General features: G+C 72.0%; 13 protein-coding genes. 11 read left to right on the top strand and 2 right to left on the bottom strand.

Annotation, left to right across the window (positions count from 1 at the left end):
• Positions 1-37 precede the first annotated feature (37 nt).
• Complete coding sequence (locus tag ACFWRV_RS04435) at positions 38-1,135, top strand: acyltransferase (protein ID WP_384328083.1); 1,098 nt, start codon at positions 38-40, stop codon at positions 1,133-1,135.
• 72 nt (positions 1,136-1,207) lie between these two features.
• On the opposite strand, the gene ACFWRV_RS04430 is transcribed toward ACFWRV_RS04435, so the two are convergent.
• Positions 1,208-2,542 carry a polysialyltransferase family glycosyltransferase gene (locus ACFWRV_RS04430; protein WP_384328080.1) on the bottom strand — a complete coding sequence of 445 codons (1,335 nt, stop codon included), beginning with the start codon at positions 2,540-2,542 and terminating at the stop codon, positions 1,208-1,210.
• On the bottom strand, positions 2,539-3,522 hold the full coding sequence (locus ACFWRV_RS04425) for a glycosyltransferase family 2 protein (protein ID WP_384328077.1): 984 nt from the start codon (positions 3,520-3,522) through the stop codon (positions 2,539-2,541). The genes ACFWRV_RS04430 and ACFWRV_RS04425 overlap by 4 nt, the downstream gene beginning before the upstream one ends.
• Positions 3,523-3,730: 208 nt before the next feature.
• On the opposite strand from ACFWRV_RS04425, the gene ACFWRV_RS04420 reads away from it, so the two are divergent.
• From ACFWRV_RS04420 to ACFWRV_RS04375, 10 genes are all read left to right on the top strand, one after another.
• Positions 3,731-5,119: a DUF6716 putative glycosyltransferase gene (locus ACFWRV_RS04420; protein WP_384328074.1), complete on the top strand. Its 1,389-nt coding sequence runs from the start codon at positions 3,731-3,733 to the stop codon at positions 5,117-5,119.
• Positions 5,120-5,157: 38 nt separating this feature from the next.
• Positions 5,158-6,396 carry a cytidylyltransferase domain-containing protein gene (locus tag ACFWRV_RS04415; protein WP_384328071.1) on the top strand — a complete coding sequence of 413 codons (1,239 nt, stop codon included), beginning with the start codon at positions 5,158-5,160 and terminating at the stop codon, positions 6,394-6,396.
• Between the two features lie 12 nt (positions 6,397-6,408).
• Complete coding sequence (locus ACFWRV_RS04410; protein ID WP_010058578.1) at positions 6,409-7,341, top strand: N-acetylneuraminate synthase family protein; 933 nt, start codon at positions 6,409-6,411, stop codon at positions 7,339-7,341.
• Between the two features lie 10 nt (positions 7,342-7,351).
• Positions 7,352-8,383, top strand: a complete 1,032-nt coding sequence (locus tag ACFWRV_RS04405; protein ID WP_384328068.1) for a hypothetical protein — start codon at positions 7,352-7,354, stop codon at positions 8,381-8,383.
• Between the two features lie 171 nt (positions 8,384-8,554).
• The gene (locus tag ACFWRV_RS04400; protein WP_384328576.1) at positions 8,555-9,790 is read left to right on the top strand and encodes an amidohydrolase; all 1,236 of its coding nucleotides are present in this window, start codon (positions 8,555-8,557) and stop codon (positions 9,788-9,790) included.
• Between the two features lie 174 nt (positions 9,791-9,964).
• Positions 9,965-11,020, top strand: coding sequence for a BMP family protein (locus ACFWRV_RS04395; protein ID WP_384328065.1), 1,056 nt, complete (start codon positions 9,965-9,967; stop codon positions 11,018-11,020).
• A gap of 301 nt (positions 11,021-11,321) precedes the next feature.
• A complete protein-coding gene (locus ACFWRV_RS04390; protein ID WP_384328573.1) occupies positions 11,322-12,905 on the top strand; it encodes an ABC transporter ATP-binding protein in 1,584 nt (527 codons plus the stop codon).
• Entirely contained in the window at positions 12,902-14,020 is a 1,119-nt protein-coding gene (locus ACFWRV_RS04385; RefSeq protein ID WP_384328062.1) for an ABC transporter permease, read from the top strand. Before ACFWRV_RS04390 ends, ACFWRV_RS04385 begins: the two co-directional genes overlap by 4 nt.
• Entirely contained in the window at positions 14,017-15,282 is a 1,266-nt protein-coding gene (locus tag ACFWRV_RS04380; protein WP_384328059.1) for an ABC transporter permease, read from the top strand. Before ACFWRV_RS04385 ends, ACFWRV_RS04380 begins: the two co-directional genes overlap by 4 nt.
• A complete protein-coding gene (locus tag ACFWRV_RS04375) occupies positions 15,279-15,692 on the top strand; it encodes a cytidine deaminase (RefSeq protein ID WP_384328056.1) in 414 nt (137 codons plus the stop codon). The genes ACFWRV_RS04380 and ACFWRV_RS04375 overlap by 4 nt, the downstream gene beginning before the upstream one ends.
• Positions 15,693-15,848: the final 156 nt, after the last annotated feature.

Raw genomic sequence — 15,848 nt, 5'->3', positions numbered from 1 at the left:
ACTACGCGTGACCCGCCCCGCCCACCCCCCGAGGACCATGTCCACCACACCCCCCGCCTCCGCCCCGGCCTCCGCCTCCGCCCCGGCGGCGACGGCCCCCGAGGCGACGCGCCCCGTCCGTGAGCACCGCTACGACATCGACCTGATCCGGCTGCTCTGCTCGGTCGGCGTGATCGGCCTCCACGCCGGCTCGGCGTTCGTGAACACCGTCGGGCGTACGGCGTCGCAGGGGCCCGGCACCTACTGGGCCGGGCTGACCGCCGACTCCGTCGGGCGGTTCGCCGTGCCGCTCTTCTTCGCCATCGCCGGCTGGGTGGTCCTGGCCGGGGCCCCGCCGAAGGACGGTGCACGGCTGCGGCGGCGCATCGTGCGGATCGTCGTGCCGCTCGCCGTCTGGACCGCGCTCTACCTCGCCTGGGGCAAGCTGCGCGGCACCAACGACGACCCGGTCCGTCAACTCGCCCTGGACTCCGTGTTCGCCTCGGTCCGCCCCGCGTACCACCTCTGGTACCTGTACGCCTATCTCCCCGTGATCATGGTCCTGGGCCTGGTCGTCCTGGTCCGGGCGGGCAAGCGGCCGTGGGGTCTCGGCGCGGTCCTGCTGGTCCTGGCGGCCGCCCCGTCGCTGTTCGGTGATCTGGCCGAGGCCATCGGCCGCGAACTGCCGCGCTTCGGCTGGGGCTTCGCGCCGTACCAGCTGATCTACGCGGTGCTCGGGGCGCTGCTGCTCGCCGCCCCCGCCGGCACGTTCGGCAGGCGGCGGTGGCCCTGGATGCTGCTCGCGGCGGCAGGCCTGGCCGGGGTGATCGCGTACCAGCACGAGGTGCACTACGCGATCCCGTACGCGCACATCCTGGTGGCCCTGTTCGGCTGCGGCGTCCTGATCTCGCTGCACGGCCTGCGCGTCCCGGAGCGGATGCGCCCCACGCTGACCCGGCTGGCCGACGCGTCGTTCGGGGCCTACCTGGTGCACGTCCTCGTGCTCGGCGTCCTGACCGACGCCTTCGTCCGGGCGGACCTGGGCGGCCCGGCCGCCGTGGCGCTCGTCGTCGGGGTGACGGCGGCCACGACGGCCCTGTCGTTCGGCGCGGCTCTGCTCTGGGGCCGGGCGGGGGCCGGCAAGGTGCTGGGCTGATCGCCCGGGCCGGCCCCGTGCGGCCCGGCCCACCTAGTACGGCCGCCCGGCCGACCCCGTGCGGGCCCCTGCTCAGCCCCCGCCGCTCCGCAGCGCCCTGGCCCGCCGGGCCAGCCGGCGGAGGGCCGGGTTGGAGCGCAGGAACGCCAGCCGGGCCGGGACCACCCCCGGCAGCGCGAGCGAGGCCAGGCGGCGGCGCTTGAAGTAGCGCCAGGTGTGGCTGTCCAGGTGTGCGGCGAGGTAGCGCTCGGCGGCCGGGCGCAGATCGGGGCGCACCTTCGGCCGCATCGCGAACGCGACGGCGGCGGGCAGGCCGTCCGACTCCACGTCGCCGCGCGGGCGCTGCCCGGCCACCCCGTCGGCATCGGTCACCTCGGGCAGCAGCGCGTCGGCGAGCGTCGCCGGTATCCGCTCGGCGTTCTCGTACGGGGTCAGGCGCTCCAGGAGCAGCCCCGTGCCGACCGTCGCCACCGGCAGGCCGTGGAACCGGGCCGCCCCGAACAGCGCGGTCGAGGTGCAGCCCACGACCAGCGCGGGCCGCAGCCGGTGCAGCAGCACATCCGCCGCGACCGGCGACGGGCCTTCCAGCACGGTCAGTTCGACGCCCAGCCGGTCCGCCTCGGCGAGCAGCGCCGCCGGACTCTCCCAGGCCGCGTACGGGTCCGGCGCGAACACCAGCCGGGTGTGACCGAGCGCCGCCGCCCCGCGCACCATCTCCCGCCGCAGCTTCGCCTCCTCGGCCGCCGGGATCAGCCCGGCCCCGGCGAGCTCCTGCCCGAGCAGCAGCGCGGGCGCCTCGACGGCGGGCAACTCCAGCTCGCCATCGGCGAGTTCGGCGATGACCTTCGTGATCGCCTCGGTGGGCACGGTCTGCGGCTCCACCCCGTACTCGCCCAGCAGCAGCGGACGCACCCCGAAAACCAGGTCCGGATGGAGCAGCCGCCGCACCCGGGCCCCGGTCAGCGGGGAAATCTTGCCCCCGGTCGGTCCGTAGCCGCCGGGCCCCTCGGCGTACACATCGACCGGCACACCGGCGAACACCTGGGTGAGGGCCCGGGCGGGGCCGGCGTGCGGGGAGTCCACCACCAGCTCCAGCTGCTCCTCGCGAAGGCCCCAGGCGCGCCGGAAGTGGCGCTCCCACAGCGGGGCGTCGTCCGCCCGGGGATTCCAGTCGTCCGGATGGAAGGGGGCGATCGCGTCGTTCCACGAGAGCACCTCGTCGAACCGGGCGCGCAGCCGTGCGAAGCCGACGGTCTCCGAGACGTCGGCGACGGCCTCCGGGGCCGGCCCGGTCCGGGACAGCAGCAGGATCCGGCGGTCGGGCTCGGTGAAGCAGCCCGCGTCGATCGCCGCGGCGAGCAGCACCGTCGCCTCGGGCGACGACGCGTGGAAGATCCGGATGGTCATGCGGCCGAGGCCCCCTTCTCGGCGGCCGGACGGCGGCGCAGCCTGCGCACCCGGGTCGCCCGTGTCACGTCCATGGAGTCGAGAGCCTCGTCCAGCAGCCGCTGCGGAAGGCGTCCCAGGGCCGCGGCCCCGCGCGCCTTCAGTTCGCGGGCCACCGGCGGCTCGAATTTGTCGAGGGCGCCCAGATGGTGGGCGATCACCGCGCAATACGTGCGTACGGCCTTCGGCAGCAAGGCGTCCGCGTCACGGTCGGTGGCCGTATCGGCGACCACCTGGTCGAAAGCGCGCAGGAAATCGAGCTGACGCACATCGCCGATCTGCGTCAGGGAAGTCGTCACCCCGCGCCGGTAGAAATGGCTGAGCAGGCCCAGGGTGGCGAAGGATTCCGCCTCCCGGTGCAGCCGCCAGATCCACGGCCGGTCCTCGGCGGTGCGCAGCCCGTCGGTGAAGTGCAGCAGACCCCGGTCCAGCAGCCGCCGGTGGTAGAGGCCCGCCCAGGCGAAGGCGTAGTCCACCGACGTGGTGCGGTGGGCCGGCAGGATCGCGGCCCGGGGGTCGCTCACCACACCGTGCGGCCCGTGCGGAACCCGGCGTACGGTCCGCGTCTTGCCGTTCACCTGGACATGGTCGGTGCGCACGAAGTCGCAGCCCAGCGCCTCGGTCCGGGCCACCAGCCGCTCGTAGTGCCCGGGCGCCAGCCAGTCGTCGCCGTCCAGGAAGGCGATGTACTGCCCGCGGGCGGCCTCCAGACCGGTGTTGCGCGCGGTCGCCAGACCGCCGTTCACCTCATGCCGGAGCAGCACGGCCCCGGGGATCTCGTCCGCGGCCCGGCGCAGCAGCCGGGGTGTCCCGTCGGTCGAACAGTCGTCGACCAGAAGGAACTCGAAGTCCTCGCGGGCGTTGGCCCGCAGACTTCTGAGGGTGTCGGGCGCGTAGGTCTGCACGTTGAAGAACGGCACGATGACGGAGAGCTTAACCACGCGCATCACGTTAGGTGCGCCCCTGGCCCTTTCCTTTTCCGCAATGCGCCCAACAGGTGAACAACGCCCGACGCCCAGGTGAATCACCCTTTCCAGGGTGGGAATTGAGGGCGTATTCGGGGCGGTCCCCCAATCGTCGGCTCGCTGTTAACCATCTGTTGCCATCACGTTGGGCCGCGCATCGAAATGCCTTCCTAACTTCTAGGACGTGCCCCCACGTACCAGCCAAGACGCCGAACCGGCCGAGACCCCCGCCGCGCCCCGACCGGCGCTCCGGGTCGCCGTCCTCGCCGACTCCGACACCCGGTGGAAATGGGGCGCGCTCACCGCGCGCCGCCTGACCGCCGAGGCCGCCGGGGACGGGCAGGACGCGCGTCCCGTCGAGGTCAGCGGGCTGCTGCTGCGCGGCCGGGCCACCCCGACACCCCGCCAGCTCGCGGAGGTCGGCGAGGTCGGGATCGACGCCGGACGGGTCCGCGAGGTCACCGCCGTCGAGTTCCTGCACACCGTGCGCGACGAGGGATTCGACCTCGTCGTCCTCGCCCTCGTCGGCGGCGGCGTCCAGGCCATGCTGCACGGGCTCGCCGCCCTCGACCTGCCGCGCCGGCCCGTCGTCGTCACCGGATACGTCGGCGTCGTCTACGAGAAGCTCGCCGACGGGCTCCTGCTGCGCCACGGGGCGGACGTCGTCCTCGCCAACTCGGCCCACGACGCGGGACGTTTCCGCGCGGTGTACGAGGGGGTGGGCGCCGACGCCTCGGCCGTCACCGAGGCCGCACTGCCCTTCCTGGGCGGAGCCCCGTACCGCCCCGAAGAGGGCCGCGACACCGTGGTGTTCGCCGCCCAGCCCTCCGTACCGGCCTCGCGAGCCGACCGCACCTACCTGCTGCGCCGGCTCGTCGAGCACGCCCGGCTGCACCCGCGCCGCGAGGTGCTGCTGAAGCTGCGCTCCAAGCCCGGCGAACACACCACGCACATCGAGGAACTGCCCTACCAGAAGCTCGCGCAGAGGCTGCCCGGCGGACTGCCGCCCAACTTCCGGCTGGTCTACGGGCACATGGGCGAGGTCCTGGACCGTACCGACCTCCTGGTCACCGTCTCCTCGACCGCCGCGCTGGAGTCCCTGCACCGCCGCATCCCGACCGCGATCCTCACCGACCTCGGCGTCCGCGAACCGCTCGGCAACCACCACTTCGTCGGCTCCGGGCTCCTCACCTCCTGGGACCGGCTCGACGGCGGGATCCGGCCCCGGCCCGACACGGAGTGGGTGGCCGGCCAGGGCGTCGCCGCCGACGGCTCGTACGGCACCGCCTACGACACCGCCCGCGCCAAGGTCACCGCCCTCCTGGACGCCGGCCGACTCCCGCCGCTGGCTCCCTACTACACGCCCGCCTCCGCCCCCGGCTATCTCCCCGGCATCCTCGGCCGCCACCACCTGGCCGCCGACGGCACGCCCCTGCCCGGCGCGGCCGCACCGCAGGAGCCCGGCCGGGTCCGGGGCGCGGTGCGCGAAACCGTCCGCAACGCGGCCCGCGGCGCCTACCGCCACGGCGTCCAGCGCGTCGCGCCGGTGATCCGCCGGATGGGGGAGCTGTGACCACCACTTCCGGAACCGCCATCACACCAGGAGCAGCGATGCAGCCGCCCCCGACCGTCCTCGCCGTCATCCCCGCCCGCGGCGGATCCAAGGGCGTCCCCGCCAAGAACCTCGCCGAGGTCGGCGGCATCCCCCTGGTCGCCCGCGCCGTCCGCGCCGCGCTCGGCGCCCCCGAGGTCACCGACGTCGTCGTCACCACCGACGACGGGGCGATCGCCGAGGCCGCCCGCACCGCCGCCGCCGACCTCCGGGCCGCGCACCGGCTGCACTGTGTGGAGCGCCCCGCCGCCATCGCGGGCGACACCGCGACCAGCGAAGCGGCCGTGCTGCACGCCATGGACGTCTACGAGGCCGAGCGCGCCCGCACCGTCGACGTGGTCCTCCTCGTCCAGTGCACCAGCCCGTTCGTCTCCCGTGAGGACATCGACGGCGTCGCCAGGGCGGTGGCCCACGAGGGCGCGGACACGGCCGTCACGGTCGCCCCGTTCCACGGCTTCGTCTGGCGCGACGGGCACGCGGTCGAGGAGGGCACGTACGGCGTCAACCACGACAAGTCCGTACGCCCCCGCCGCCAGGACCGCCCCCAGGACCACCTGGAGACCGGCGCGGCCTACGCGATGGACGCGGCGGGCTTCCGTACCCACCGGCACCGCTTCTTCGGTCACACCGCCCTCGTGCCCACCGACCCGGCGCGGGTGCTGGAGATCGACGACCCGCACGACCTGGCCCGGGCCCGGGCGCTCGCCCCGCTCCTGGACCCCGCCCCGCTGCCCTCCCTCGCGGACGTGGACGCGGTCGTCCTGGACTTCGACGGCACCCAGACCGACGACCGGGTCATGATCGACTCCGACGGTCGCGAGACGGTCGCCGTGCACCGGGGCGACGGGCTCGGCATCGCCGCCCTGCGCAAGGCCGGCGTGCCCCTGCTGATCCTCTCCACCGAGCAGAACCCGGTCGTCGCGGCCCGGGCCCGCAAGCTCCAGATCCCCGTCCTGCACGGCATCGACCGCAAGGACGAGGCGCTGAAGCGCTGGTGCGACGAGCAGTCCGTCGCACCCGACCGGGTCCTCTACGTCGGCAACGACGTCAACGACCTGCCCTGCTTCTCCCTCGCCGGCTGGCCCGTCGCGGTCGCCGACGCCCATGACTCGGTACGCGCCGCCGCGCGCGCCGTCACGACCACCCCCGGGGGCTACGGCGCCATCCGCGAGATCGCGGCCTGGCTGCTGGGCCCCACCCTCACCACCACCAACACCCCTTCTGTCCCCACCAAGTAAGGAAGCACCACCATGAGCACCTCCCGCCTGCGCACCTTCGGCACCCGCACCGCCGGCCCCGGCAACCCCGTCTACATCACGGGTGAGATCGGCATCAACCACAACGGTGACCTCGACAACGCCATCGCGCTGATCGACGCGGCCGCCGAAGCCGGCTGCGACGCCGTCAAGTTCCAGAAGCGCACCCCGGAGATCTGCACCCCGCGCGACCAGTGGGACATCGAGCGCGACACCCCCTGGGGCCGGATGACGTACATCGACTACCGCCACCGCGTCGAGTTCGGCGAGGACGAGTACACCGCCATCGCCGAGCACTGCGCCAAGCGCGGCATCGACTGGTTCGCCTCCCCGTGGGACACCGAGGCCGTCGCCTTCCTGGAGAAGTTCGACGTCCCCGCCCACAAGGTGGCCTCCGCCTCGCTCACCGACGACGAGCTGCTGCGCGCCCTGCGCGCCACCGGCCGCACGGTGATCCTCTCCACCGGCATGTCGACCCCGAAGCAGATCCGCCACGCCGTCGAGGTCCTGGGCAGCGACAACATCCTGCTCTGCCACGCCACCTCGACGTACCCGGCGAAGGCCGAGGAGCTGAACCTCCGGGTCATCAACACCCTCCAGCAGGAGTACCCGAACGTCCCGATCGGCTACTCCGGCCACGAGACCGGCCTGCAGACCACCCTCGCGGCGGTCGCCCTCGGCGCCACGTTCGTCGAGCGCCACATCACCCTGGACCGCGCCATGTGGGGCTCCGACCAGGCCGCCTCCGTCGAGCCGCAGGGCCTGACCCGCCTGGTCCGCGACATCCGCACCATCGAGCAGTCGCTCGGCGACGGCGTCAAGAAGGTGTACGAGTCCGAGCTCGGCCCGATGAAGAAGCTCCGCCGCGTCGCGGGCGTCGTCGCCGAGACCGAGAACGCGCCGGCCCCCGAGCCGGTCGCGGTCTGAGCGCCGACCGGTGAACCTCGCCTTCGTCGAGAGCCCGGTCCAGCTCCTGAACGTCCTGGAGTGGGTTCACACCCAGGGGGGAGACGACCCGACCGCCACCACGGTCGTCGTCCTCCCCCCGGTCGACCCGATGTCGCGCGGTCAGCTGCGCCGGATGGCGGAGCTGGCCCGCGACGAGGGCATCGCGGTCCGCTGGCAGGAGGCGCGCGGCGAGTCCGGCGCGCCCCTGAAGGCCCTGCGCGCGCTGGCCGGCCTGGTCAGGCGCGCGGACCACATAGTGATCGGCGACCCGTTCTCGCGCTATGTGCAGCTCCTGCTGACCCTGGTCCGCGCCGACCACCTCACGGTGGTCGACGACGGCACGGCCACCATGGAGTTCGTCGCCCAGCTGGCCGGGGGCGAGCGCCTGACCCGCTGGCACCGCCGGGGCCGTACGGGACCGCGCGAGCTGGTCCTGGCCACGGTCACCGCCACGGCCCGCCGCCGCTTCACCCCGACGGCGCGCCACACGGTCGAGGTGTTCACCGCGATGCCGGTCGAGGCTCCGTCCGGCATCGCGATCACCCCGAACACCTTCGCCTGGACCCGGGCCCGCTTCGGCCCGCCCAGCATCGGCAAGGGCGCGGACCTGGTCGGCACCTCCCTGGTCGAGACGGGCGTCGTCGACCCCGTCCCGTACCAGGAGGCGGTGGCCTCTCTGGCCCGCACCCACGGCGCGACCCGCTACTTCGCCCACCGCCGCGAGTCCGCCGAGAAGCTCCACGCCCTGGAAGCCGCCACCGGCCTGGAGATCGTCCGTCCGGACCTCCCGCTGGAACTGATCGCCCGCCGCGGCCCCATCGGCCGCACGATCGTCAGCTTCCCCTCCACGGTCGTCCACACCCTCCCGCTGGCCCTCGCCGGCACCGGCGTGAACGTCGCGGTCTGCGACATCGCCCCGGAATGGCTCCGTGCCACGGCCTCGCCGCGCGCCCACGGCTTCCTGAGCGGGGTCACGGAGACGGCGCGGGGGGTGCAGCGACTGCCGTCGGTGGTGACGTGAGGTCCGCGCCCGCACGGGCGCGGACCCGGGTCCGGAAGGCGAACGGGTATACCCGAAACCACGCTGCGTCACACGTCCTCACCCGAACTTTGTTCGCCTGAGCGGCTGAAGTTTTGTTGATCTGTGGCCAGTTGAGGGGGCAAGGGGCCTACGCTTCCTAGGGTGAACCAGTTGAAGTCCCGTGCCTCCCGCCCCCACCACCCGGCCGGCCAGCCCGGGGGAGGTGCGCTGCCCGGCAGACTCTCCGACGAGCTCCGCGCCGAGCTGATCGCCTTCCGCCGCGATCTGCACATGCACCCCGAGCTCGGCAACCAGGAGTTCCGTACCACCGCCGCCATCAAGGACCGGCTGGAGAAGGCCGGGCTGAAGCCCGAGGTCCTCGCGGTGGGGACCGGGCTCATGTGCGACGTGGGGGAGTGGGACGGGGTGACGCCCATGCTGGCGTTGCGGGCGGACATCGACGCGCTGCCGATCCCGGACACCAAGGCCGGCGTGCCCTACCGGTCCACCGTGCCCGACCGGGCGCACGCCTGCGGGCACGACGTGCACACCACCACCGTCCTCGGCGCGGGCCTCGTGCTGGCCGATCTCGACCGTCAGGGGCTGCTGCCCAACGCTGTCCGGCTGATCTTCCAGCCCGCCGAGGAGGTCCTGCCCGGCGGCGCGGTCGACGCGATCGAGTCCGGGGTGCTGGAGGGCGTCGGCCGGATCATCGGCGTGCACTGCGACCCGAAGGTGGACGTCGGGCGGATCGGGCTGCGGATCGGGGCCATCACCTCGGCCTGCGACCGGCTGGAGATCACGCTCGACGGGCCCGGCGGGCACACCGCCCGCCCCCACCTGACCACCGACCTCGTCACCGCCGCCGCCCGGATCGCCGTCGACGTGCCCGCGCTGCTCTCCCGCCGGGTCGACGCCCGCTCCGGGCTCGCGCTGACCTGGGGGCGGCTGGAGACCGGCCACGCCCCCAACGTCATCCCGCAGCACGCCGAGCTGTCCGGCACCGTCCGCTGCCTGAACCTGGACGCCTGGCGCGACGCCCCCGACCTGGTGCACGCCGCCGTGGACGAGGTGGCCGGAATGCACCGGGCCAAGACCGTCATCAACTACGTACGGGGCGTGCCGCCCGTGGTGAACGACGCCGAGTCCATCGGCCTGCTGGACGCCGCGATGGCCGAGCGCCGCGGATCGTATGCGATCGAGGACACCGAGCAGAGCCTGGGCGGCGAGGACTTCTCCTGGTACCTGGAGCAGGTGCCCGGCGCGATGGCCCGCCTCGGCGTCCGGACCCCCGGCGACACGCGCGGGCTCGACCTGCACCGCGGCAACTTCGACGTGGACGAAGAGGCCATCACCGTGGGGGTCGAGCTGTTCACCGCCTCGGCGCTGCTCGACGGGAACCGTTAGCGGAGCGTTGACACACTCTTCGTGAGCCGTTCGTGGACCCGCGGGGCCGCTTCTGTTCACGACGATCCGATAACGGCTTCCGTACGTGCTCTTATCTGACATCTACGCGCGTTACGATCGCCGCGAAACCAGCGCCGGAAGAGGCGCTTCGGTCAGGTTTGAAGGAGCCTTCCCTTGCGCCGGATCACCAGGATCACCACCGTGGGCATTGCGTCCGCGGCGCTTGCGCTCAGTGTCACCGCCTGTGGCGGAAAATCGTCGTCGGACGCCGGTTCCGACTCGGGCGGCGACAAGGCCGCCATCGCGTACGACATCGGCGGCCGCGGCGACCAGTCGTTCAACGACGCCGCCTACGCCGGACTCGAGAAGGCGGAGAAGGACCTCGACGTCCAGGGCAGCGAGGCCGAGCCCTCCGACGGTGAGGGCGACGCGGACAAGGTCCAGCGCCTCACCGAGCTGGCCCGCTCCGGCAACAACCCGGTGATCGGCGTCGGCTTCGCCTACGCGCCCGCCATCAAGAAGGTCGCGCCGAAGTTCCCGAAGACCACCTTCGGCATCATCGACGACGCCTCGGTGACCGGCGACAACATCGCCAACATCGTCTTCAACGAGGAGCAGGGCTCCTACCTCGCCGGCGTCGCCGCCGCGAAGGTCACCAAGTCGAAGACGATCGGCTTCATCGGCGGTGTCGAGACCCCGCTGATCAAGAAGTTCGAGGCGGGCTTCATCCAGGGCGCCAAGGACACCGACGCCTCGGTGAACGTGCTTCCGCAGTACCTGACGCAGCCGCCGGACTTCGGCGGCTTCTCCAAGCCCGACCTCGGCAAGGCCGCCGCCCAGGGCCAGCTCGACAAGAAGGCCGATGTGATCTACTCGGCCGCCGGTCTGGCCGGCTCGGGTGCCATCGAGGCCGTCTCCAAGGCGGGCAAGGGCAAGTGGAACATCGGCGTCGACTCCGACCAGTACCAGCAGAAGGGTCTCGCGCCCTACAAGGCGTCCATCCTGACCTCGGTCACGAAGGACATCGAGGACGCGGTCTTCAACCTGATCAAGTCGGTCCAGGACGGCAAGCCGCAGACAGGTGAGATCCGCTACGGCCTGGACAAGAACGGCGTCGCCCTGTCGATGTCCAACCCGGCCTTCGCCGACATGAAGGACGTCATCGCCGCCGTCGACAAGGCCAAGCAGGACATCATCGACGGCAAGATCAAGGTCAAGACCGCCCCGTAAGCTCGGCGCCTCCTGCCGAACGGCTGGTTTCCTTCTGGCCCTGTCCGTCCCCGCGCCGCACTCCGGCCCGCGGACGGACAGGGCCACGGGCCCATCCCGCCCGACGGCCAGGCCTCCCGCAGCACCCCTCGAAGAAGATCCGCCTCCCGCAGTGCTCTCCCACCCGGTCCGGACCAACGAATCCGGACTGTGACGTGCACCCCGTGTTTCACGATTCGGCAGCGCTACGCGTGTAGACAGCCCTCCGGCGCGATAACTTCACCCCGCCCACCAGAGCCCCCCAGCCCCTCCGCCCCCGCTCCTGTCCGGCCAAGGAGAGTGCGTCATCAACGCGTCCAGCAGTCCCCCTGCCGTAGAACTGCACGGCATCACCAAGCGCTTCCCCGGCGTCGTCGCCAACCACGACATCGACATCACCATCGGCAAGGGCACGGTCCACGCGCTCGTCGGTGAGAACGGCGCCGGCAAGTCCACCCTGATGAAGATCCTCTACGGCATGCAGAAGCCGGACGAGGGCACCATCGCGATCAACGGCGAGCAGGTCTCGTTCTCCAACCCGGGCGACGCCATCGAGCGCGGCATCGGCATGGTGCACCAGCACTTCATGCTCGCCGACAACTTCACCGTCCTGGAGAACGTCGTCCTCGGCGGCGAGAAGCTGTACGGCATCGGCTCCGGCGCCCGGAAGAAGATCAAGGAGATCTCCGACGCGTACGGGCTCGGCATCCGGCCCGACGCGCTCGTGGAGGACCTCGGGGTCGCCGACCGGCAGCGCGTGGAGATCCTCAAGGTCCTCTACCGGGGCGCCCGCATCCTCATCCTGGACGAGCCGACCGCGGTCCTCGTGCCCCAGGAGGTCGACGCCCTCTTCGCCAACCTGCGCGAGCTCAAGGCCGAGGGACTGACCGTCATCTTCATCTCGCACAAGCTGGGCGAGGTGCTCTCGGTCGCCGACGACATCACGGTGATCCGCCGCGGCACGACGGTGGGCACCGCCGACCCGGCCACCACCACGACCAAGCAGCTCGCCGAGCTGATGGTCGGCAGCGAGCTGCCCTCGCCGGAGACCCGCGAGTCCACCGTCACCGACGTGCCGACGCTGCGGGTCCAGGACCTGAAGCTCACCGTCACCGACCCCGACGGCACCGTCCGCGACGTGCTCGCCGGCATCGACTTCACCATCCACCGGGGCGAGGTCCTCGGGATCGCCGGCGTCGAGGGCAACGGTCAGACCGAGCTCATCGAGGCCCTCATGGGCATGCGCGACCCGGACGCCGGAGTGATCACGCTCGGCACCGACGACATCTCGCACGCCCCGACCCGCAAGCGGCGCGAGTCCGGCATCGGCTACATCCCCGAGGACCGCCACCGCCACGGCGTCCTGCTGAACGCCCCGCTGTGGGAGAACCGCATCCTCGGCCATGTCACCGAGAAGCCCAACAGCCGCGGCTGGCTGCTGGACAACAAGGCGGCCCGCGCCGACACCGAGCGCATCGTGCGCGAGTACGACGTGCGCACCCCCGGCATCGAGGTCACCGCGGCGTCCCTCTCCGGCGGCAACCAGCAGAAGCTGATCGTCGGCCGCGAGATGAGCCACGCGCCCACGTTTCTGATCGCCGCCCACCCCACCCGCGGTGTGGACGTCGGCGCGCAGGCCCAGATCTGGGACCAGATCCGCGAGGCCCGCCGCGAGGGGCTCGCCGTGCTCCTGATCTCGGCCGACCTGGACGAGCTGATCGGGCTCTCCGACACCCTGCGCGTCATGTACCGCGGACGGCTGGTCGCCGACGCCGACCCGGCCACCATCACCCCGGAGGAACTGGGCTCGGCCATGACCGGCGCCGCCACCGGTCACCTCGAAAGCCCGGAGGACGAGGCCCGATGAAGAAATTCGACAAGGACCGGCTGATCCTGGGCTTCGCCGGCCCGGTGCTCGCCCTGGTCGTGGCCCTCGCGCTGACGACCGTGGTGCTGCTCGCCTCCGGGCAGAACCCCTTCGAGCCGTACCGGATCATGTTCGAGTCGGCCAGCTACGTCGACGTACAGGTCCTGATCGTCAACCAGGCCGGTACGTACTACCTCGCCGCACTCGCGGTCGCGGTCGGCTTCCGGATGAACCTCTTCAACATCGGCGTCGACGGGCAGTACCGCCTCGCCGCCATGATGGCCGCGCTGGTCGGCGCGAGCGTCGACCTGCCGGGCCCGCTGCACATCGCGCTGATCGTGATCGTCGCCATGCTGGTCGGCGCGTTCTGGTCGGGCATCGCGGGGTTCCTCAAGACCACCCGCGGGGTGAGCGAGGTCGTCTCGACGATCATGCTCAACTCGATCGCCACCGCGCTGGTCGCCTGGATGATCCTGCCGAAGAACTTCGGCGAGCAGCCGGTCGGCTCCAACAACCTGACCACCGGTGAGATCCCGGAGTCCGGCTGGTTCCCGGGGCTGCCGATGGGCGACCAGGCCGGGGAGATCTACGGCTTCACCTTCGTCGCCGCGGGCTGCGGCCTCCTGTACTGGTTCGTGCTGAACCGCACCCGGTTCGGCTTCGACCTGCGCGCCACCGGCGCCAGCGAGAGCGCCGCCCAGGCCTCCGGCGTGGACGCCAAGAAGATGATCCTCACCTCGATGCTGATCTCCGGCGCGGTCGCGGGTCTGGCCGGCATGCCGACCCTGCTCGGCGACACGCACACCTACAGCCTCGACTTCCCCACGGGCATCGGCTTCACCGGCATCACCATCGCGCTGCTGGGCCGCAACAACCCGCTCGGCATCGCCCTCAGCGCCCTGCTGATCGCGTTCCTGGACAAGTCCTCGGCCTCGCTCGACCAGTACGGGTACGAGAAGGAGATCGCCACGATCATGCAGGGCCTGATCGTGATCTCGGTCGTCGTCTCCTACGAGCTGGTCCGCCGATACGGCATCCGCCGCCAGCAGCAGAAGGTCGGCGAGGAACTCGCCGCCGGACACGCCCTCACGACCGAGAAGGAGGCGGCCCTGTGAGCACCAGCAAAACCATCGCCGCGGGCCCCGCCCCCAAGAAGGGCACCGGCCGCCGCAAGCTCTCCCTGCCCGTCGTCCTGCTGATCATCGCGGGGGCGCTCGCCCTGGTCTCGCTGGTCCGCCTGATCAGCGGCGCCGAGGACATCACCTCGGTCGGCCAGGTGGCCGGCGCCCTGGAACTCGCCGTGCCGATCGGCCTCGCCGGACTCGGCGGTCTGTGGGCCGAGCGCGCGGGCGTCATCAACATCGGCCTCGAAGGCATGATGATCCTCGGCACCTGGTTCGGCGCCTGGGCCGGGTTCCAGTGGGGCCCGTGGATGGGTGTCCTCTTCGGCATCCTCGGCGGCTGCATCGGCGGCCTGCTGCACGCGGTCATCACCGTCACCTTCGGCGTGAACCACATCGTCTCCGGTGTGGCCATCAACATCCTCGCCGTCGGCGTCACCCGCTACCTGTCCAACTTCGCCTTCGACGGCATCCAGGGCGGCTCCTCCAAGCAGTCCCCGCGCATCGACCCGATCGACAAGATCACCATTCCGGGGCTCTCGGACTGGCTCCAGGACCTCCAGCAACACCACTGGTTCCTGATCTCCGACATCGCGGGCATCGTCGGCGGCCTGATCACCGGCCTGTCCCTGCTCACCGTCGTCGCCCTGCTGCTGATCCCCGCCACCTGGTGGATCCTGTGGCGCACCCCGTTCGGACTGCGGCTGCGCTCCTGCGGCGAGTCCCCGGTGGCCGCCGAGACCCTCGGCGTCAACGTGTACAAGTACAAGTACATCGCCGTGACCGTCTCCGGCGGTCTGGCGGGCCTCGGCGGCGCGTTCCTCGCGATCGTCGCGACCGGCATCTACCAGGAGGGCCAGACCGGCGGCCGCGGCTACATCGGTCTCGCTGCGATGATCTTCGGCAACTGGATGCCGGGCGGCATGGCCCTGGGCGCCGGCCTCTTCGGCTTCACCGACAGCCTCAAGCTGCGCGGCGGCGCCGAGAACGTCCACGCGATGCTGCTCCTGCTGGCGATCCTGCTGGTCATCGCGGTGTTCTGGCAGCTGTACAAGAAGAAGTACGTCTCCGCGGCGATCGCGGCGGTCGTCTCGGCGCTGCTGTTCACCTGGTACTTCCTGACCGACCAGGTGCCGAGCCAGTTCGTCGACGCCGCCCCGTACGTCACCACGCTGCTGGTCCTCTCGCTCTCCGCGCAACGGCTGCGGATGCCCAAGGCGAACGGCGTGTCGTACCGCAAGGGCGAGGGCAAGTGACACCCCCGTCCGCCCCGGCCTTCGGCGACGCCGACTGGGACGCCCTGCGGGACGCGGCCCGGGACGCCATGTCCCGGGCGTACGCCCCCTACTCGGGCTTCCCGGTCGGCGTCGCCGCCCGGGTGGACGACGGCCGCACGATCACCGGCTGCAACGTCGAGAACGCCAGCTACGGCCTCTCGCTCTGCGCCGAGTGCGGCCTGGTCTCCACGCTCCACGCCACCGGCGGCGGCCGGCTGACCCACTTCACCTGCGTGGACGGCACCGGGGCGATCCTGGTGCCGTGCGGCCGGTGCCGGCAGCTCCTGTACGAGTTCGGCGGCCCGGAACTCCTCCTGGAGACGCCGGACGGCCGCCGTACGCTCGACGAGATGCTGCCGCAGTCGTTCGGCCCGCAGCACCTCGGCTGAACCCGTATCCCGCACGACCCGGCGGTGGGGGGGGGGGGGCGCCCGCGCCGCCCCCCCACGCACAGGCCCCCCCCCCACGGCGACATGGGCGGGGCGGCGGGCGGGGGGGGGGGCGCGGCCCCGCGGCGGGGGGCGGGGGCGCGCGGACGGAGTGGG

The organism is Streptomyces sp. NPDC058576, from assembly GCF_042718715.1.
GTDB lineage: Bacteria > Actinomycetota > Actinomycetes > Streptomycetales > Streptomycetaceae > Streptomyces.
The sequence above is the reverse complement of the archived record's forward strand: the minus strand, read 5'-3'. Positions and strand labels throughout refer to the sequence as shown.

Excerpts from the sequence above, each read along its gene's own strand:
- ACFWRV_RS04435 (WP_384328083.1), top strand. The coding sequence starts at position 38 with ATGTCCACCACACCCCCCGCCTCCGCCCCGGCCTCCGCCTCCGCCCCG.
- ACFWRV_RS04430 (WP_384328080.1), bottom strand. The coding sequence starts at position 2,542 with ATGACCATCCGGATCTTCCACGCGTCGTCGCCCGAGGCGACGGTGCTG.
- ACFWRV_RS04415 (WP_384328071.1), top strand. The coding sequence starts at position 5,158 with ATGCAGCCGCCCCCGACCGTCCTCGCCGTCATCCCCGCCCGCGGCGGA.
- ACFWRV_RS04410 (WP_010058578.1), top strand. The coding sequence starts at position 6,409 with ATGAGCACCTCCCGCCTGCGCACCTTCGGCACCCGCACCGCCGGCCCC.
- ACFWRV_RS04385 (WP_384328062.1), top strand. The coding sequence starts at position 12,902 with ATGAAGAAATTCGACAAGGACCGGCTGATCCTGGGCTTCGCCGGCCCG.